The organism is Streptomyces sp. NPDC052107 (assembly GCF_040680215.1).
Classification (GTDB): domain Bacteria; phylum Actinomycetota; class Actinomycetes; order Streptomycetales; family Streptomycetaceae; genus Streptomyces.
Genome location: NZ_JBFAWG010000002.1, coordinates 303,837 through 321,778, shown reverse-complemented (window position 1 = coordinate 321,778; position 17,942 = coordinate 303,837). Strand labels below are relative to the sequence as shown.

Sequence of the window (17,942 nt, the reverse complement as noted above, 5' to 3'; positions counted from 1 at the left end):
AGGGGCCGCCCGCTGTGTCCGGTCATTTCCGAAGGATCCGACGTCCACAAGGAGTGACTTCGATCACTCTGTACTGGTGTGGGACCTGCGCCGGGTCCGGTGCCCGGCCCGTCCCGCACCCGGGTCCGCGGCCGGTCCGCGGTGGGTGCCGGACGGCCGCCCGAACCGGCACCACCTGCCGTCTCGTCACCTCAACACCCCCATGTCCCAGAGCGGTTGAGGGCGATGTCGGCTCAAGGACCCCGTGCGGGCTTGCTTCCTGACCGCGTTTCATGTCGTACCGATGGTCCGCACAATCCGTCCGGCCCGGAGGGCGCGGCCTCTGCGCGCAGGCGGCCGTGGAAACGTAAGCTGTGCCACGTCACAGGGACCGGGCAGCGGGGATGAACATGGCGATGATGCGCCTGAGGCGCGAGGACCCGCGCGTCGTCGGCTCGTTCAGGCTTCACCGACGGCTCGGCGCGGGCGGGATGGGTGTGGTCTACCTCGGCTCCGACAAGAAGGGCCAGCGCGTCGCCCTGAAGGTGATCCGGCCCGATCTGGCGGAGGACCAGGAGTTCCGGTCGCGGTTCGCGCGTGAGGTCTCGGCGGCCCGGCGGATCAGGGGCGGCTGCACGGCCCGGCTGGTCGCCGCGGACCTGGAGGCCGAACGGCCCTGGTTCGCCACGCAGTACGTACCCGGGCCCTCCCTGCACGACAAGGTCGCCGACGAGGGGCCGCTGAGCGCGGCCGACACCGCGGCGGTCGGCGCGGCGCTCTCCGAGGGCCTGGTCGCGGTGCACGAGGCCGGTGTCGTCCACCGGGACCTCAAGCCGTCCAACATCCTGCTGTCCCCGAAGGGGCCGCGGATCATCGACTTCGGCATCGCCTGGGCCACCGGCGCCTCCACGCTCACCCACGTCGGTACGGCGGTCGGCTCCCCCGGTTTCCTCGCGCCGGAGCAGGTGCGCGGCGCGGCCGTCACCCCGGCGACGGACGTCTTCTCCCTGGGCGCGACCCTCGCCTACGCCTCCACCGGCGACTCGCCCTTCGGGCACGGCAGTTCCGAGGTGATGCTGTACCGGGTGGTGCACGAGGAGCCACAGTTGCACGGCGTGCCCGACGCGCTCGCCCCGCTGGTGCGGGCCTGCCTGGCGAAGGACCCCGAGGACCGGCCCAGCACGCTGCAGCTGTCGCTGCGGCTGAAGGAGATCGCCGCCCGCGAGGCGCAGGGCCTGACCGACGTACGGCCGCCGGCGCCGCGTGCCGCGGAGGCGGACCGGCCCACCGGGCGGCTCGTCGACACCTACCCCGAGCAGCAGCGCACCCAGCGGCGCACCGCCCCCGGCACTCCGGTGCCGCGCACCGGTGCCCCCGCCCGGGGCGGTGCGTCCTCGCGCGGCGGAGCACCCTCGCGGACCGGCAGCGGCCCGCGCGGCAACGGTACGGGTGCCCCCGCACGGCCGGGCTCGGCGCGCCCGACCCCGGCGCCGCGCGGCGGCGCACCGCGCTCCGGCAGCGGGAGCCGTCCCGCCGCCCGGGGCGGTTCCGGGCGGCCGGCGCATCGTACGACGGGCACCGGACTGCGGCCGGCCAATCCCCGGCTGCTGCGCCAGCGGCTGTTCGTGTTCGTCGTGGTGACGCTGCTGGTGGCGCTCGGCATCGCCGTGGCACAGGGCTGCCAGGGTCCGGCCCGGGGCCTTGGCGACGACGGCGGCCGGCGCCGGCAGCACGCACAGCCGAGCCACCCGTCGGCGGACGCCGGCGGGCCGGCGTCCGACCGGGACTCCGACCGGTACGGGTCGACGCCGGCCCTGGACTTCGGGGGGTAACCGGCGGCCCGCAGGCCGGCCGGGGAAGGTCAGGCCTCCGGGCGGCCGGTGGTCACCGCGTAGAAGGCGACCGCCGCGGCGGCGCCCACGTTGAGCGAGTCGACGCCGTGGGACATCGGGATGCGGACCCATTCGTCGGCGGCGACCAGGGCCTGGGTGGACAGCCCGTCGCCCTCGGCGCCGAGCATCAGGGCCACCCGGTCCATCCGGTGCGGGGCGGCCTCGTCCAGGGCACGGGCCTTGTCGTCCGGGGTGAGCGCGAGCAGGGTGAAGCCGGCCTCGCGGACCGACTCCAGGCCCTTCGGCCAGGTCTCCAGCCGGGCGTACGGCACCGAGAACACCGCGCCCATGGAGACCTTGACGCTACGGCGGTACAGCGGGTCGGCGCAGTCGGGCGACAACAGGACCGCGTCCATGCCGAGGGCGGCGGCCGAGCGGAAGATCGCGCCGATGTTGGTGTGGTCGTTGACCGACTCCATGACCACGACCCGGCGCGCCGAGCGCAGCAGTTCGCCGCCCGTGGGCAGCGGCTTGCGCTGCATGGAGGCGAGCGCGCCGCGGTGCACGTGGTAGCCGGTGACCTGCTCGGCGAGCTCGGGGCTCACGGCGTAGACCGGGGCGGGCAGTTCGTCGATGACGTCGCGCATGACGTCGATCCACTTCGCCGAGAGCAGCATGGAGCGCATCTCGTAGCCGGCTTCCTTGGCCCTGCGGATGACCTTCTCGCCCTCGGCGATGAACAGGCCCTCGGCGGGCTCGCGCTTGCGGCGCAGCTCGACGTCGGTCAGGCCTGTGTAGTCGCGCAGGCGCGGGTCGTCGGGATCCTCGACGGTGATGAGATCGGCCACAGGGTGATACTGCCTTGTCCTGGGTGTGCTGCCAACGGCTGGGAACGGGTAGGTTACCCCGGGTTACGCGTGATCAAGCCATGGGTCGGGTGGCCTGCTGCGGGCCGACCTGCACGACCTCGCCGATGACGATGACCGCCGGGGGCTTCACTTCCTCGGTCCGTACCGTCTCCCCGACCGTGGCGAGGGTGGCGTCGACGCGGCGCTGCGCGGCCGTCGTGCCCTCCTGCACCAGCGCGACGGGCGTCTGCGGGGACTTGCCGTGCGCGACGAGCGTCTCGGCGATCTTCCCGATCTTGTCGACGCCCATCAGGATCACGAGCGTGCCGGTGAGCCTTGCCAGCGACGGCCAGTCGACCAGCGAGCGCTCGTCGTCCGGGGCGACATGGCCGCTGACGACCGTGAACTCGTGCGCCACGCCCCGGTGGGTGACCGGGATGCCGGCCGCGCCCGGCACAGAGATCGAGCTGGAGATGCCCGGGACCACGGTGCAGGGGATGCCGGCCTCGGCGAGCGCCTGGACCTCCTCCATACCCCGGCCGAAGACGAACGGGTCGCCACCCTTGAGCCGGACGACCGACTTGCCCTGCTTGGCGTGCTCGATGAGCGCGTTGTTGATGGCCTCCTGGGCCATGAAACGGCCGTACGGGATCTTCGCCGCGTCGATCACCTCGACGTGCGGCGGGAGTTCGTCGAGCAGGTCGCGCGGGCCGAGCCGGTCGGCGATGACGACGTCCGCCTCGGCGAGCAGCCGGCGGCCGCGGACCGTGATCAGGTCGGGGTCGCCGGGGCCGCCGCCGACCAGGGCGACACCGGGGGTGCGGGTGCGGTGGTGGGGCGCCACCAGGGTGCCGTCGCGCAGGCCCTCGACCACCGCGTCCCGGATGGCGGCGGTGTGGCGGGGGTCGCGGACGCGCGCGTCCGTGGTCAGTACGGCGACGGTGACGCCCTCGCTGTGACCGGTCGCCGGGGTCCAGGCGGTCGCCTGGTCGGCGTCGTCCGAGCGGACGCACCAGACGCGGTGGCGCTCCGCCTCGGCGGAGGCGGCGGTGTTGGTCCCGGGGTCGCTGGTGGCGATGAGGGCGTACCAGGCCTCGGCGAGGTCGCCGTCCTGGTACGGCCGCCTGATCCAGGTGATCTCGCCCGCGTCCGCCATGGCCTCGACGGAGGGGGTCGCCTCGGGGGATACGACGACGATGTCCGCGCCGGCCGCGATGAGTGCCGGGAGGCGGCGCTGGACCACCGTGCCGGCACCGAGGACGACCACGCGGCGGCCGGAGAGGCGGAGGCCTACGGGGTAGGCGGGGTGTTCGGCCATGGCGGTGGCTCCTCCGGTGGCTGTGCGGTGGCGCTGACGTGCGGATTTTACGTTGGCCGGGCTGAAGGCGGCTCAGGTGTCCGGTAGCTGGGCAGGGTGGCCGGGTGCGCCCCTGTGGGTGGTCGTGCCCAACTCGTCCGCCCCAGCGGAACGACTGCCCACAACCACCCGGCCCGCCGGCGGGGCGCCCGGAACGTCCGTGCCGGGAGGCCCTACTTCTCCGTGACGCCCGCCGAATCGAACGTCGCCACCTCGTGCATCGCCCGCGCCGTGCTCTGGACCAGCGGAAGGGCCAGCAGGGCGCCCGTGCCCTCGCCCAGGCGCAGGTCCAAGTCGACCAGCGGGCGCAGGCCCAGCTTGTTGAGGGCGGCCACGTGGCCGGGTTCGGCGCTGCGGTGGCCGGCGATGCAGGCCGCGAGGACCTCGGGGGCGATGGCGCGGGCGACCAGGGCCGCGGCACCGGCGCTGACGCCGTCCAGGATCACCGGCGTACGCAGCGAGGCGCCGCCGAGGAGCAGGCCGACCATCGCGGCGTGCTCGAAGCCGCCGATGGCCGCGAGGACGCCGATGGGGTCGGCCGGGTCCGGCTGGTGGAGGTCCAGAGCCCGGCGCACGACCTCGGTCTTGCGGGCCAGCGTCTCGTCGTTGATGCCGGTGCCGCGACCGGTGACCTCGGCCGGGTCGGCGCCGGTGAAGACCGAGATCAGCGCGGCGGACGCGGTCGTGTTGGCGATGCCCATCTCGCCGGTGAGCAGCGCCTTGTTGCCGGCCGCCACCAGGTCGCGGGCGGTCTCGATGCCGACCTCGATGGCCGCCTTGGCCTCCTCGCGGGTCATCGCGGGGCCGGTGGTCATGTCGGACGTACCGCCGCGGATCTTGCGGGGCAGCAGGCCGGGGGTGGCGGGCAGGTCGGCGGCGACGCCGACGTCCACGACGCACACCTCGGCGCCGACCTGGCTCGCGAAGGCGTTGCAGACCGCTCCCCCGCCCAGGAAGTTGGCCACCATCTGGGCGGTGACCTCCTGCGGCCAGGGGGTGACGCCCTGGGCGTGCACGCCGTGGTCGCCGGCGAAGATCGCGACGGCGGCGGGCTCCGGGATCGGCGGCGGGCACTGCCGGGACAGCCCGGACAGCTGCGCGGAGATGATCTCCAGCATGCCCAGCGCGCCGGCCGGCTTGGTCATGCGCTTCTGGCGCTCCCAGGCCTCGCCGAGGGCCTTGGCGTCGAGCGGGCGGATCTGTGCGACGGTCTCGGCAAGCAGGTCGTGGGGTTCCTCTCCGGGCAGGGCGCGGCGGCCGTACGTCTCCTCGTGCACCACCCAGGACAGGGGGCGTCGCTTGGACCAGCCGGCCTGCATCAGCTCGGGCTCGTCCGGGAACTCGTCGACGTACCCGATACACAGGTAGGCGACGACCTCCAGGTGCTCGGGCAGACCGAGCGCGCGGACCATCTCCCGCTCGTCGAAGAAGCTGACCCAGCCGACGCCGAGGCCTTCGGCGCGGGCGGCGAGCCAGAGGTTCTCCACCGCGAGCGCCGAGGAGTAGGGCGCCATCTGCGGCTGGGTGTGACGGCCGAGGGTGTGCCGGCCGCCGCGGGTGGGGTCGGCGGTGACGACGATGTTGACCGGGGTGTCGAGGATGGCCTCGATCTTCAGTTCCTTGAACTGCTTGGCCCGGCCCTTCGGCAGCGACTTGGCGTAGGCCTCGCGCTGACGCATCGCCAGTTCGTGCATCGTCCGCCGGGTCTCGGCGGAGCGGATGACGACGAAGTCCCAGGGCTGCGAGTGGCCCACGGAGGGCGCCGTGTGGGCGGCCTCCAGGACGCGCAGCAGCACCTCGTGCGGGATGGGGTCGCTGCGGAAGCCGTTGCGGATGTCTCTGCGCTCGCGCATGACCTTCAGGACGGCCTCGCGCTCGGCGTCGGCGTAGCCGGGCGCGGCGGGGCCGTTGGGCTGTCGTGCTTCCGCCACCGCGGCCGTGCCCTCTTCCTCCTGGTCGGCGGCCCTGGTCTGCAGGTCCTCCGCGTGCTGTACGACATCCGGGGCCGCCGTCGGTGCGGGCTCGGCCTCGCGCGGTGCCGGCACCGAGGCCACCGGCTCCTGCGCGTCCTCCGTGGGGAGGACCAGGGGCTGCGGCGGGGTGGGCGCCAGGTGCGGGGTCGTCGGCACCTGGCCCTCGACCGGCACGAACTGCCCGAGCGGCTGCTCCGGGTGCGCCTGGAGCGGGACGTTGGACGGCAGCGGCTCGGTCTGCTCGGCGGTCTCCGGGTGCTCGGGGGAACCGCCGGCGGGGTCGCCCGGGGTGGCCCCGGCCTCGGTGGGGGACGGCATCGGGGCGCCGTCGTCGGCGACCGGCACGGCGAAGGCCTCGGCGGGCTGCGTCTGCGGGCCGGCGGGCAGGTCCAGGCCGTGCGCGGGGGTCGTATCGGCGGCGGCAGCGGCCTGAGCGACCTGGTGGACCGGGTCCTGGGCGGCGGGCTCGGCCTGCGGCTGCGGTACGACGGGGGGCTGCGCCGTGCCGGGCACGGTCTCGGCCGCGACCGGTTCGGCCAACTGGGGGCCCTGCGCCGGGTAGCGCTGCACAGTTGCGGTGCCGTCAGTGGCGGCCGCTGCCGGTGTGCGGTCCTGCGTCGGGGAGGGTGCCGGGGCCTCTGCCTGCACCGGCTGCGGAGCGTGGGCCGCAGTGCCGGGGTCGGGCACGGCCGCCGGCGCGGGTGCCGGTGCGGCTTCGGCGGCGGGCGCGTCCTGGGGAGCGGAGGGCTGCCCCTCCACCGCGCCGCGCTGCGGCTCGACGGCAACGGGGCCGTTCGGGTCCGGCTGTGCCGGGGCGGCGGCCTCGCCCGGGACGGCCTCCTCGGTGAACTGGACCGCGCCCGGCGCCTGTTGTGCGGGATCGGAGTCCGTGGTCTCGGCGGCGCCCTGCGCGACTACCCTCACCGCATCGGTCGTTGCGGCCTGCCCGGCGTCGGCGACCGGCGTGCCCTCGCCCTGCTCAGAGATCTCGCCGGGATGAGCGGGGGCCGAGGGCTGAGCCGGCGCGGACGCTTCGGCGCCGGTGGCTGCCCCGGCGTCCTCCGGAACCTGACCGGGCACGGGCTCGCCCTGCACCGCCTTGACCTGGGCCGCATGAGCGCCACCCGGATCGGCGGGGGTCACGGGCTCGGGGGCGGCGTCGGCCACCGGGGCCGCCGCAGCCGGATCGGCTGCCGCGTCGCTCTCCAGGGCGGCGGCCTGCTCGGCCTCGGGCGCCACCACGACACCCTCGACAGCCAGGCCGGCCTCCGCTTCGGCCACGGGCGCGCCGGCACCGGCGGTGCCGTCGGCGGCGGCGAAGTCACCGTCCACGGCGGCCGTAACATCCATCGGCTGCGCACCGGTCAGGCCCTGACCGGCCTCGCCGGAGAACTGGTTGACGCCGTCGGCGCCCTGAACCGGAACAGGCGACTGCGCACCCTCGGGGCCCTCGGCCGCGGCAGGGCCGAAAGCGCCCTCGGGACCGTGACCCGCGACAAGCGGCTGAACACCTTCGGGCACCGCGCCCGCAGGAGCCGCGTACACGCCGTCGTGGCCATGCACCGGCTGCACGCCGTCATGGCCGTGGACCACCTGTGCAGTGCCCGGTGCCTGTGCGACGGCCTGGTTCGCGAGGCGGGCGACGGCGGCCCGGGCGGCGCCGGACGGGTCGGCCTGGGCGGCGGCGTCCGCCGAGGTGGCGGCCGGGTCAACCGTTTCGGCAGCCGGCGTCTGCACGCCGACCTGGGCCACCGCGGCCGGTGCCGGTGCGGCGGCCCCGGCCACCGCGGCGGCGGGCGCCGCACCCCAGGGGGCCGCGCTCGGCGGCGCCATGTCGCGCAGCGGCTGGGCGTCATGCAGCGGCTGGGCGTCGAGGTACTCGGGGCCGGCCGTCTGGGGCCCGGGCTGCCGTACCGGCGCTCCTGCCGGGCCGCGGTCGGCGAGGGAGCGGACCGGGCTGGCGGAGGCGTCGGGAATCGGCGGGCCGAGGTGCAGCGGACGGCGGGACGGCTGCGCGGCGGCCGGCTGGACCTGCGGGGCCGAGAGGATGGGTGACGGCGGCACGGACGCCGGGGCCGGGTTCGGCAGGCGGACGCCGCTGAGGTCGACGGAGCCACTGTCGCGGCCGGCCGTCTCGTGCGGGCCCGGCTCGTGGACGGCCTCGACGACCGGTTCCGGAGCGGGTGGCGGCACCTCGTTGCCCCACGCGCCCTGGGCGCCCGGCAGCAGCAGGTCTTCGTCCTCGGCGGGTGTCTCGGAGAGGTAGGTGTACGCACCGTGCGCGGCGACGCCCGGCTGCTCCACCATGCCTGCGCTCTCCGGCTGCCCCTCGGCCGGGACCTGGCCGGTGTCGGTCATGCGTACCCCTCGCCCATCGGTTTAGTGCTCCTACGACCAGCTCACCCGGAACGGCGCACCGACCGCCCGTAGTGAAGAACGAGCGTCCGTGCCCAGCGGCACGAACGACCCTCCGGAAAAGGCGACAAAGCCATTCCGTGGCATTGTCCCGGCTGTTCCGCCGTCGCGACAGCATGATCCGCGACAGCCCGCTGTGGACTGCGCCACGTTGCGCGTCCTCCGGTTCCGCAGTACCACACCCACCCCAAAACGGGCGCGCTTTCCGGACATTGGCGAACGAAGTTCCGGGCCGCCCGGTGTGGCACAACGATCGGCCAGCCTACCGCGCGCAGTACGACAACAGGATCACGGGGCGCGATCCGGGAGGGCCCGCCCGTCGCCCGACCACCACCCCTCAACGAGGCGCTTCGCGCCGCAGCAGTTCTCCAGTGAGCAGGAATGCGACGCTCCGCTCGGTCTCGGTCCAGGCGCGGGTGTCGAGTTCGACCGACTGCAGCAGGGCGCACTCGACGCGGTATCCGTGCTCGGTCAGGTCGCGGCCGACGAGTTCGGCCGCGTCGCGGGTCGCCGCGTGCGCGACGATGCGCTGCGGGCGCCGGTCGGCGACCGCGGAGACCACGGCCGCTCCCCCGCCGCCGACCCGGACGACGTCCGGTTCGGGCAGGTCCTCCAGGACGTGCGGGGCGGTGCCCTGGACCACTTGGAGCTGGACGCCGTACCGGCGCGCGGCCGCGTCGGTCCGGGCGCAGGCGCCCGGGTCCCGGTCGACGGCGATGACGGCCGCTCCGGCGCACGCGGCCTCGGCGGCGAACGCGCCGGAGCCGCAGCCGATGTCCCAGACGAGGTCGCCGACCCGCGGCCCGAGGCGGGCCAGTTGGGTGGCGCGCAGCAACTCCGTCTCGCCCTCGCCGAGACCGCGACCGGCTCCGTCTCCGTACGACGCGTCGGGCTGCACCCAGCCGCGCGGGCCGGCGCCCGGGTCGCGCCCGGCGATCCAGCCGCCGCTGCCACCGGCTCCCACGGATCCGCCGATGACGATGACGACGTTGGGGTCGCGCCAGGTGTGGTCGGCGGCCTTGTCGGAGGTGACGACGGTGACCTGCTCGCGTTCGGTGCCCAGCTCCTCGCAGATGACGAACGTCCGGTGGACGCCTTCCAGCAGGAGCCCGAGTTCGGCGGGTCCGGCGCCGGGTGCGGTGAGGACGGCGACCTTGGTGTGGGCGCGGCAGACGTTCACGGCCCGGCGCAGGGTGCGCGGGTGGGCGACGACCACCTGGGCGTCGTCCCAGGGCATGCCGGCGCGGGCGAAGGCGGCGGCCACGGCGGAGACGGCGGGCACGACCTCGACCTCCAGGCCGAACTCCGGAGCGCGCAGGGTGCGTACGACGCCGAAGAAGCCGGGGTCGCCGTCGGCGAACACGACGGCGGTGCCGCGGTGGGCGGCGATCCGGCGGGCGGCGAGCGCGACGCTGCCCAGGCGGACGCGTTCCGCGGTGGGCGGGACCTCGGGCAGCGCCAGGTGGTGGGCCGCGCCCGCCACGAGCGTGGCGGCGCCGAGGGCGGCGCGTGCCGCGTCGGTCAGCGGCGAGCCGTCCCAGCCGATCACCGTGACCCGGTCGGCCATCGTCGTTTCTCTCCAGGTCTTCGCAGGTCGTCAGGGGGGCGGACCCATGGCGGGCTCCCTGAGCGTACCTGGTGAGGCCGACGGGCTCAGTTCCAATCGGAGTACGACGTGAAACCGCCCGTGTCGGCCAGCTGCTCGCCGGCCCCGGCCAGGTCCTCCGGCAGCAGGCTCCAGACGATGACGTCGGTGCGGACATCCGTCCAGGTGCCGTCCGCTGTTCTGCTGCGCGCTATCCAGGCGCCGCGCAGCACACCCTCGCTGATGCAGCCGATCTTCTGGGCGACCTGCTGGGAGGCGGTGTTGTCGGCGGCGGTGCGCAGCTCCAGGCGTTCGAACCTCTGGTCGTGGAACAGCCACTGCGCGGTGGCCAGGGCGGCCTCGGAGGCGTAGCCCTCGCCGCGGGCCCAGGGCGCGACGACGTAGGCGATCTCCGCCGAGCGCACCCGCCAGTCGGTGTTGCTCAGGTGGACGGTGCCGACCAGACGCTGGGTGAGGAACTCGTCGACGGCGAACACGATGCCGCGGCCGTCGGCGCGCTCGGCAGGGGCCTGTGTGGTGATCCAGTCCCGGGCGTCGGCCTCGGTGTAGGGCTGGGGGACCGAGGTCCAGGTGGTGACCAGTTCGTCGTTCATCATCTCGGCGAAGGCCTCGATGTCCGACTCCTCGAAGGGGCGCAGGACCAACCGCTCCGTGCTGATGGAGACGTTGGGAAAGGTGCCAGTCATGCGCCGCTCCGTAACTTCTGAAAAACCTTCAGGGCCTGCTGAACTGCCCAGCATGCAGCATGAAACCACTGAACCGCACGACGGGGTCCACCCCGGGTGAGGGAGTGGACCCCGTAGCTGTGCGAGCCGGATCAGAAGGACGGGATGACCGAACCCTGGTACTTGTCCTCGATGAACTTCTTGACCTCGGGCGAGACGAGGAGCTTGGCGAGCTTCTTGACCCGCGGGTCCTTCTCGTTGCCCTTCTTCACGGCGAGGAAGTTGCCGTACGGGTTGTTCTTCGCGGACTCCAGGACGATGGCGTCCTTGGCGGGCTTCAGACCCGCGGAGATGGCGTAGTTGCCGTTCACCACGGCCGCGTCCACGTCGTCCAGGGAGCGCGGGGTCTGAGCCGCCTCGACCTCCTTGAACTTGAGGTTCCTGGGGTTCTTGGTGATGTCCTGCGGGGTCGCCTCGTTGCCGACACCGGACTTGAGGGCGATGAGCCCGTTGTCGGCGAGCAGCTTCAGCGCGCGGGCCTCGTTGACGGCGTCGTTCGGGACGGCGATGGTCGCACCGCTCTTCAGGGCGTCGGCCTTCTTGACCTTGTGGGAGTACAGGCCGAGCGGCTCCAGGTGCACCGTGACGACCGGCACGATGTGGGTGCCGCGCTTGGTGTTGAAGTCGTCCAGGTACGGCTGGTTCTGGAAGTAGTTGGCGTCCACCGAGCCGTCCTCGGTCGCCGTGTTCGGCGTGATGTAGTCCGTGAACTCCTTGACCTCCAGGTCGAGGCCCGCCTTCTTCGCCAGGTTGTCCTTGACGAAGTTCAGGATCTCGGCGTGCGGGGTCGGGCTCGCGGCGACGACCAGCGGGCCGCTGTAGTCGGAGGAGGCGGAGTCCTTGCCGGAGCCGCAGGCGGTCAGCCCGAAGGTGAGGGCTCCGGCGGCGAGGACGGCGGTGGTGAGCTTGGCGGTGTTACGCACGAAAAGTGCCTTTCCTTAAGGGTGGTGCGACCCCGAATCAGGGGATGTCGGCGCGAAGCGCCGTCGTCAAGGCGTGGTGGTGGGGTGACGGGTGGGCGTACGGGGAGTCTTCGGGGCCTCAGGCGACCTTGCTGACGTCGGCCGCGGCGGGCTCCGTCGCCTTCAGCAGGCGGAGCCCCGGCGCCGGGCCGGAGCGGCCGCCGCGGGCGTGCAGGGAGCGGGCCGCGAGGTCGCCGGCGAACTGGATCAGGGAGATCACGACGGCGAGGATCGCGACGGTGATCCACATCAGCTCGGTCTCGAAGCGCTGGTAGCCGTAGCGGACGGCGAGGTCGCCGAGACCGCCGCCGCCGACCGTGCCGGCCATGGCGGAGTAGCCGATGAGCGCGATGACCGTGGTGGTGGTGCTGGCGATCAGCGAGGGCAGGGCCTCGGGGACGAGGACCTTGCGGACGATCGTCCAGGTGTTGCCGCCCATGGACTGCACGGCCTCGACGAGACCGTTGTCCACTTCACGGACAGCCGTCTCGACCAGCCGGGCGAAGAACGGGATGCCGCCGATGGCGAGCGGCACGATAGCGGCGGTCGTACCGATGGTCGTCCCGGTGACCCAGCGCGTGAAGCTCATCAGGGCGACCATCAGGATGATGAACGGCATGGACCGGCCGATGTTCACGATCTGGCCGATCACCTTGTTGGCGACGACGTTCTGCAGCAGGCCGCCCCGGTCCGTGAGGACGAGGAGGATGCCGAGCGGCAGGCCGGCGGCGACGGCGATCAGGGTGGACCACAGCACCATCTGGAACGTCTCGGTACACGCCTGGGACAGCAGCGGCTGCATCTCGGACCAGGTCACTTGGCACCTTCCTTCACCAGCAGAGCCTCCTGGCCCACCACGTCGATCTGCAGGCCCTGTTCGCGCAGGAACCCGATCGGCACCACGTTGTCCTCGTAGCGGCCGGGCAGTTCGATGCGCATCCGGCCGATCTGCAGGCCGCCGACGGTGTCGATGGCGGCGCCGAGGATCGAGATGTCGATGTTGTAGGTGCGGGAGAGCTGGGAGATGACCGGCTGGGTCGCGGCCTCGCCGTGGAAGGTGACGTCGACGACGGTCCGGTCGGCGCCCGTGCGCTCACCGCTCACCGGGAACAGCGCGGCGGCCAGCTCGGAGCCGGGGGTGGCCAGCAGCTCGCTGACCGTGCCGGACTCGACGACGCGGCCCTTGTCCATAAGGGCGGCGGAGTCGCAGACCGCCTTCACGACGTCCATCTCGTGGGTGATGAGCAGGACGGTCAGGCCCAGCTGCCGGTTCAGGTCGCGCAGCAGCTGGAGGATGGAGCGGGTGGTCTCGGGATCGAGGGCGCTGGTGGCCTCGTCGGAGAGCAGCACCTTCGGGTCGCCGGCGAGGGCGCGGGCGATGCCGACGCGCTGCTTCTGGCCGCCGGAGAGCTGGGCCGGGTAGGCCCCCGCCTTGTCGGCGAGGCCGACCAGGTCGAGCAGCTCCAGCGCCTTGCGGGACCGTTCCTTCCCGGACTTGCCGAGGATCTCCAGCGGCAGCTCGACGTTGTCCTGGACGGTCCGCGAGGAGAGCAGGTTGAAGTGCTGGAAGACCATGCCGATGCGGCTGCGCGCCCGGCGCAGCTCCCTGCCGGCGCGCGGGCCGCGGCCGGCGAGGGCGGTGAGGTCGTCCCCGGCGACGGTCACGGTGCCGGAGGTGGGGCGTTCCAGCAGGTTGACGCAGCGGATGAGGGAGGACTTGCCGGCGCCGGACTGGCCGATGACGCCGTAGACCTCGCCTTCGCGGACGTGGAGATCGACGCCGTCGAGGGCGGTGACCTCACGGCCGCGGGAGCGGTAGACCTTGGTCAGGCCCGAGGTGGTGATCACAGGATTTCCGTCACTGTCGAGTACGCGGGCGTGGGTGTGCCCGGGCACGGGTGCATGCGGTCCAGGCATGGGGAGTGGATGTGCGTCTCGTACGGACCGAGCGCACGGACATGCCACGGCTCTCGCTTCGGGGCGCGAGGCTCAGCTGATGCGGGGGCCCTCTAGAAGGCGCACATTCGACACATCAGGCGACACATACAACGAGCACCGGGCGTCATGGTCGCCTCGGTCGCAAGGGTGCGGCAGCTCGTCGTGGTCATGCGATCAGTAAAGCAGACGTATGGTCCTGACCGGTCGCCGCTGTCCGGATAGTGGACAGCGGCGGACAGCCTGGAACGGGCACTCACCGGCGGACGGAGATCTCCACGCCCCCGTCGGTGACCAGTGCCGACAAGGCCGACAGGTCCTTCACCACGAGGTCGGCGTCGAGTTCCTCCGCCCGGTGGGTTGTGGCCAACGCCACGGTGGTCATCCCGGCGGCGCGGCCCGCCTGGAGTCCGGCCGGGGCGTCCTCGAAGACGACACAGCGGGCCGGGTCGACGCCGAGCTGCCGGGCGGCGAGCAGGTAGGGCTCGGGGTCGGGCTTGCCGCGGGTGATGTCGTCGGCGGCGATCAGCGTCTTGGGCAGGATGCCGACGGCGTCCAGCCGGGCCTCGGCGAGCCGCCGGGTGGCGGAGGTGACGACGGCCCAGAGGTCGGCGGGCAGCGAGTCCAGGAAGTCCCGCGTGCCGGGCAGCAGCCGTACGCCTCCGTCGGGTACGTCGTCCACCTCCAGCTGCTCGACCCGGGCGACCGCCTCGGGGACCAGGTGGGCGGGCAGCAGATCGGCGACTATCTCGGCGGCGGGCCGCCCGTGCAGGGCCACGCGCCCGAACTCCTCGGCGGTGACCCCGTACTCCCGGGCCCAGCGGGTCCAGCAGCGCTCGACGGAGTCGAGGGAGGAGACGAGGGTGCCGTCGTTGTCGAACAGGAGGGCGTGCGCGTGGATCGTCATGCCTAGACCCTACGGTGTGGTCTAGACCCCATGGCCTACGGGCGGGGTCGGCGGCCGGCGCCCGTTTCGGCCGTAATAAGGTCACCGCATGCTCAATGCCCTGACGCTGGTGACCGGGGTCGCCGCGCTGTTGCTCGCCGCCTGGTGCGGCTGGGCCGCCTACCGGGACCAGCCGACCAAGGACTGGCACTTCATCGGCATGGCGGCAGTGTCGCTGCTGGCCGTGGTCCAGCTGGTGGTCGGGATCGTGCAGCTGGCGCGGGGCGAGAAGCCGGAACAGGGCACGACGATCTTCGTGGCGTATCTGCTGGGCGCGTTCGCGTGCGTTCCGGCGGCGGGCTTCATGTCACTGGCCGAGCGGACCCGCTGGGGCTCGGTGACGGTCGCCGCCGGCGGTGTGGTGCTGGCCGTGCTGGAGGTGCGGCTCTATGACATCTGGGGAGGCTGAGGCCGAGATGACGGCGCTGGAGGAGAAGCCGGCCCGGTTGATCAGCGGGCCGGGCATGCTGCTCGTCTGGTTCTACGGCGTGATGGTGGTCGGGGCGGTGTCGCGTTCCGCGTACCAGATCTCCACGGAGTTCGACCGGGCGCCACTGGCCTACTCGCTGTCGGCGGTGGCGGGCGTGGTGTACGGGTTCATCACGTACACGCTGATCCGCGGCGGGGAGACCGCTCGGCGGGCGGCGTCGGTGTGCTGCGCCGCCGAGCTCGCCGGTGTGCTGATCGTCGGCACGTGGACGCTGGCCGACCGCTCGGCGTTCCCGGACGCGACCGTGTGGTCGTACTACGGGGCGGGGTACATCTTCATTCCGGTGCTGTTGCCGGTTTCCGCGATGTACTGGTTGCGGAAGGCGCGCAAGGACCGGGGCGCCTGAGGATGCGTCGGCGGCTGCGGGTGGTCCGTGGCTTGTCGCGCCCACGCGGCGGAGCCGCACCTTGATACGGCCTCGCGCCCCTCTCGGGGCGCTTCGGCTCACGCCGTCCGGACGAAAGCCCCCGCCGGCTTCTCCAAAACGATCATCTCTACGCCGTCCGCGCCCTTGGACCTGCCGACCGTCTCGTAGCCTGAGCGGCGGTACAGGCGGAGGTTGCCCTCGCTGCGGTGGCCGGTGAAGAGGCGGAAGCGGGTGGCGCCGCGCTCCTCCACCAGCGCCGCCTCGGCCGCGCGCAGCAGCCGCGCGCCGATGCCGTGGCCCTGCAGGCGGGGGTGGACGCAGAGCTTGCCGATGGCGGCCGCGCCGTCCTCGGCGAGCTTGCCGCGCACCGAGCCGACGACCTCCTCGCCGAGCCGGGCGACGAAGACGCAGTCGGAGGCGACCTCCTGGCGGACGGAGTCCAGGGTTTGGACGAGCGGGTCGATGCGGTAGTTGCCGTACAACGCCGCCTCGCTCTGGAAGCACAGGTACTGGAGCCTGAAGATCTGCTCCGCGTCCTGTTCGGTCGCCACCGAGATGGTCACGCTCATGCCCATGTGCGCACGCCTCCCGCTCACCTGATCACCTGTCGTCCCTCACTCCTATCCCCGCACTTCGCGGGCCGCAACCTCCGGCGTGAGCAATCTGCGCAGACATCCCAGACATCTGGAGCGTTCCGGGCCAAGACTGCCCTGTGAGATACCCAACTCCCCCGCGATCTCCCGGTATGTCAGGTCCTTCGGGGACAACAGGGCCTCGATGAGCCGGGGACAGCGGCCGGGCAGCCGGCGCACCGCCTCGCGCAGCGCGCGGTGCCGGGCCGCCGTGAGGACGTACTGCTCGGGGTCGGTGCGGGTGTCGTCGGGCGGCTCGGCGCCGTACGGGTGTTCCCGGCGGGTGGTACGGCGGCTGCGGCGGGCCTCGGCGCGGACGGCCTTGCGCAGCCAGCCCTGCGGGTCCGGCGGCGGCCCCTCGGTCTCCAGCCGCTCCAGCAGGCGGAGCCAAACCGCCTGCTCCAGGTCGCCCGGCTCGCTCCCGGCGGCATATGCCTCGGCCGAGGCCTCGGCGGTGAGCAGCGGGCCCAGGGCGGCTACCAGGTCGTGCGTCATATGCGGAACGACGCGCCGCCCCGGGAACAGGTTTCCGGGGCGGCGCACAGTCACCCCGAACGGGGTGGCGACAGGGCTGCGGGTTGACGGCGTCAGCCGGCCAGGAAGTCGGCGCGGGCGAGCAGGCCGGTGTCGGCGTTGTCCGTGAAGACGCCGTCGATGCCGGTCGCGAAGTACGTCTTGAAGGCGCCGAAGGAGTCGCCGTAGCCGTCGGCCGCGCTGCCCTTGCGGTACTCGGCCGGGAGGAACGGGTTCTCGTTGCGCATGGTGTACGGGTGCAGGATCAGGCCCACCTTGTGCGCGTCGGGGACCAGGGTCGTGGGCTTTCCCAGGGTGCCGTCCGCGTTCTTGGGGATGATCAGGTCCAGGGTCGGGCCGATGCCCTGGGCGTAGCCGGCGATCTCCCGCAGACCCTTGGGCGTGATCAGGTCGGCGACCGTACGCGGGTCACCCGCCTCGACGAAGTCGTAGGGGCGGCTGTTCGCCGAGGAGAGCAGCACGACGAGCGGGTTGTCGACCAGCTGGTTCAGCTTCTGGATGCTGCTGGGCTCGAAGGACTGCAGGATGACGGGCGAGTTCCGGCCGTCCTTGCCGTACTTGTGCAGCAGCTTCGCCACCCGCTCCTCCAGGCCGAGGCCCAGCTTGCGGAAGTAGGTGGGGTGCTTGGTCTCGGGGTAGATCCAGACCTGCCTGCCGCGCTTGCGGGTCTGCTCGTCCTGCCACTTCAGTACCTCTTCGAACGTGGGTATCTCCCAGCGCCCGTCGTAGAGGGTGTTGTGCGGCCGGTTGGCCGGGATGCGCTCGACCGCGCGCAGCGTCTTCAGCTCGGCGAGCGTGAAGTCCTCCGTGAACCAGCCGGTCGTGGCGACGCCGTCCAGCATCTTGGTGGTCTTGCGGTCGGCGAACTCCGGGTGCGAGGCGACGTCCGTGGTGCCGCCGATCTCCGGCTCGTGCCGGCAGACCAGATGGCCGTCCTTGGTGGGCACCAGGTCACCGGCCTCGACGACGTCGGCGCCCAGGTCCAGGGCCAGGTTGTACGAGCCGAAGGTGTGCTCGGGGCGGTAGCCGCTGGCGCCGCGGTGGCCGATGATCGTCGGCACCGGCAGGCTCTTCAGGCCCCGGCCGCCCGGTCCGGACTGCTGGGTCCCGGCGGCCTCGGCCGTGCCCGGCAGCCCGAGGGCCGCTCCGCTCACGCCGAACACCGCCGCGCCGAGGATCGCCCGCCGCCCGGTGCCCTGTGTCTTCTCGTTCGCCTGGTCGCTGCCCATCAGCGCCCTCCTGCCATCCGTCTTGAGTCCGGGCCGATCGTAGGGGCGTGCACATGACCGCAGGGAGGCCCTCGACGGAACGCGCGGGTGACGTCGTATGTCCTGTGGGGGG

15 protein-coding genes are annotated in these 17,942 nt (G+C 72.9%); 3 read left to right on the top strand and 12 right to left on the bottom strand.

The features are described from left to right. Positions 1-383 precede the first annotated feature (383 nt). Positions 384-1,811, top strand: a complete 1,428-nt coding sequence (locus tag AB0M27_RS03385; RefSeq protein ID WP_365717399.1) for a protein kinase — start codon at positions 384-386, stop codon at positions 1,809-1,811. A gap of 29 nt (positions 1,812-1,840) precedes the next feature. Here the strand turns inward: AB0M27_RS03385 and AB0M27_RS03380 are convergent, their stop codons facing one another. The 9 genes from AB0M27_RS03380 to AB0M27_RS03340 form a co-directional block, all read right to left on the bottom strand. Continuing rightward, positions 1,841-2,659, bottom strand: coding sequence for an RNA methyltransferase (locus AB0M27_RS03380; protein WP_365717397.1), 819 nt, complete (start codon positions 2,657-2,659; stop codon positions 1,841-1,843). A 73-nt stretch (positions 2,660-2,732) separates the two neighbouring features. After that, positions 2,733-3,977, bottom strand: a complete 1,245-nt coding sequence (gene cobA, locus AB0M27_RS03375) for a uroporphyrinogen-III C-methyltransferase (protein ID WP_365717395.1) — start codon at positions 3,975-3,977, stop codon at positions 2,733-2,735. Positions 3,978-4,189: 212 nt separating this feature from the next. Further along, entirely contained in the window at positions 4,190-8,347 is a 4,158-nt protein-coding gene (gene cobT / locus AB0M27_RS03370) for a nicotinate-nucleotide--dimethylbenzimidazole phosphoribosyltransferase (RefSeq protein WP_365717393.1), read from the bottom strand. A 394-nt stretch (positions 8,348-8,741) separates the two neighbouring features. Then, positions 8,742-9,971 carry a precorrin-6y C5,15-methyltransferase (decarboxylating) subunit CbiE gene (gene cbiE / locus AB0M27_RS03365; RefSeq protein ID WP_365717391.1) on the bottom strand — a complete coding sequence of 410 codons (1,230 nt, stop codon included), beginning with the start codon at positions 9,969-9,971 and terminating at the stop codon, positions 8,742-8,744. An 86-nt stretch (positions 9,972-10,057) separates the two neighbouring features. Next, positions 10,058-10,696, bottom strand: a complete 639-nt coding sequence (locus AB0M27_RS03360; protein WP_365717389.1) for a GNAT family N-acetyltransferase — start codon at positions 10,694-10,696, stop codon at positions 10,058-10,060. Between the two features lie 131 nt (positions 10,697-10,827). Then, entirely contained in the window at positions 10,828-11,658 is an 831-nt protein-coding gene (locus AB0M27_RS03355; protein WP_365717387.1) for a MetQ/NlpA family ABC transporter substrate-binding protein, read from the bottom strand. Positions 11,659-11,776: 118 nt separating this feature from the next. Further along, positions 11,777-12,514: a methionine ABC transporter permease gene (locus AB0M27_RS03350; RefSeq protein WP_365717385.1), complete on the bottom strand. Its 738-nt coding sequence runs from the start codon at positions 12,512-12,514 to the stop codon at positions 11,777-11,779. Then, a complete protein-coding gene (locus AB0M27_RS03345; protein ID WP_365717535.1) occupies positions 12,511-13,545 on the bottom strand; it encodes an ATP-binding cassette domain-containing protein in 1,035 nt (344 codons plus the stop codon). Before AB0M27_RS03345 ends, AB0M27_RS03350 begins: the two co-directional genes overlap by 4 nt. Positions 13,546-13,888: 343 nt before the next feature. Beyond that, on the bottom strand, positions 13,889-14,539 hold the full coding sequence (locus AB0M27_RS03340; protein WP_365717383.1) for an HAD family hydrolase: 651 nt from the start codon (positions 14,537-14,539) through the stop codon (positions 13,889-13,891). Positions 14,540-14,627: 88 nt separating this feature from the next. Between AB0M27_RS03340 and AB0M27_RS03335 the strand changes: the two genes are divergently transcribed. Continuing rightward, a complete protein-coding gene (locus AB0M27_RS03335) occupies positions 14,628-14,987 on the top strand; it encodes a hypothetical protein (protein ID WP_365717381.1) in 360 nt (119 codons plus the stop codon). A 7-nt stretch (positions 14,988-14,994) separates the two neighbouring features. Then, positions 14,995-15,414, top strand: a complete 420-nt coding sequence (locus AB0M27_RS03330; protein ID WP_365717533.1) for a hypothetical protein — start codon at positions 14,995-14,997, stop codon at positions 15,412-15,414. Positions 15,415-15,512: 98 nt separating this feature from the next. Here the strand turns inward: AB0M27_RS03330 and AB0M27_RS03325 are convergent, their stop codons facing one another. The 3 genes from AB0M27_RS03325 to AB0M27_RS03315 all read right to left on the bottom strand — a co-directional run bounded on the left by AB0M27_RS03325 (position 15,513) and on the right by AB0M27_RS03315 (position 17,830). Then, positions 15,513-16,010, bottom strand: coding sequence for a GNAT family N-acetyltransferase (locus AB0M27_RS03325; RefSeq protein ID WP_365717531.1), 498 nt, complete (start codon positions 16,008-16,010; stop codon positions 15,513-15,515). A gap of 45 nt (positions 16,011-16,055) precedes the next feature. Then, complete coding sequence (locus tag AB0M27_RS03320; protein ID WP_365717379.1) at positions 16,056-16,562, bottom strand: sigma-70 family RNA polymerase sigma factor; 507 nt, start codon at positions 16,560-16,562, stop codon at positions 16,056-16,058. A gap of 92 nt (positions 16,563-16,654) precedes the next feature. Continuing rightward, a complete protein-coding gene (locus AB0M27_RS03315) occupies positions 16,655-17,830 on the bottom strand; it encodes a glycerophosphodiester phosphodiesterase (protein WP_365717377.1) in 1,176 nt (391 codons plus the stop codon). Between the last annotated feature and the right edge of the window lie 112 nt (positions 17,831-17,942).

What these genes read in the sequence shown, in the direction of transcription:
- AB0M27_RS03385 (WP_365717399.1), top strand. Translation starts at nt 384, where the DNA reads ATGAACATGGCGATGATGCGCCTGAGGCGCGAGGACCCGCGCGTCGTC.
- cobA (WP_365717395.1), bottom strand. Translation starts at nt 3,977, where the DNA reads ATGGCCGAACACCCCGCCTACCCCGTAGGCCTCCGCCTCTCCGGCCGC.
- cobT (WP_365717393.1), bottom strand. Translation starts at nt 8,347, where the DNA reads ATGACCGACACCGGCCAGGTCCCGGCCGAGGGGCAGCCGGAGAGCGCA.
- cbiE (WP_365717391.1), bottom strand. Translation starts at nt 9,971, where the DNA reads ATGGCCGACCGGGTCACGGTGATCGGCTGGGACGGCTCGCCGCTGACC.
- AB0M27_RS03360 (WP_365717389.1), bottom strand. Translation starts at nt 10,696, where the DNA reads ATGACTGGCACCTTTCCCAACGTCTCCATCAGCACGGAGCGGTTGGTC.
- AB0M27_RS03340 (WP_365717383.1), bottom strand. Translation starts at nt 14,539, where the DNA reads ATGACGATCCACGCGCACGCCCTCCTGTTCGACAACGACGGCACCCTC.
- AB0M27_RS03335 (WP_365717381.1), top strand. Translation starts at nt 14,628, where the DNA reads ATGCTCAATGCCCTGACGCTGGTGACCGGGGTCGCCGCGCTGTTGCTC.
- AB0M27_RS03330 (WP_365717533.1), top strand. Translation starts at nt 14,995, where the DNA reads ATGACGGCGCTGGAGGAGAAGCCGGCCCGGTTGATCAGCGGGCCGGGC.
- AB0M27_RS03325 (WP_365717531.1), bottom strand. Translation starts at nt 16,010, where the DNA reads ATGGGCATGAGCGTGACCATCTCGGTGGCGACCGAACAGGACGCGGAG.
- AB0M27_RS03320 (WP_365717379.1), bottom strand. Translation starts at nt 16,562, where the DNA reads ATGACGCACGACCTGGTAGCCGCCCTGGGCCCGCTGCTCACCGCCGAG.
- AB0M27_RS03315 (WP_365717377.1), bottom strand. Translation starts at nt 17,830, where the DNA reads ATGGGCAGCGACCAGGCGAACGAGAAGACACAGGGCACCGGGCGGCGG.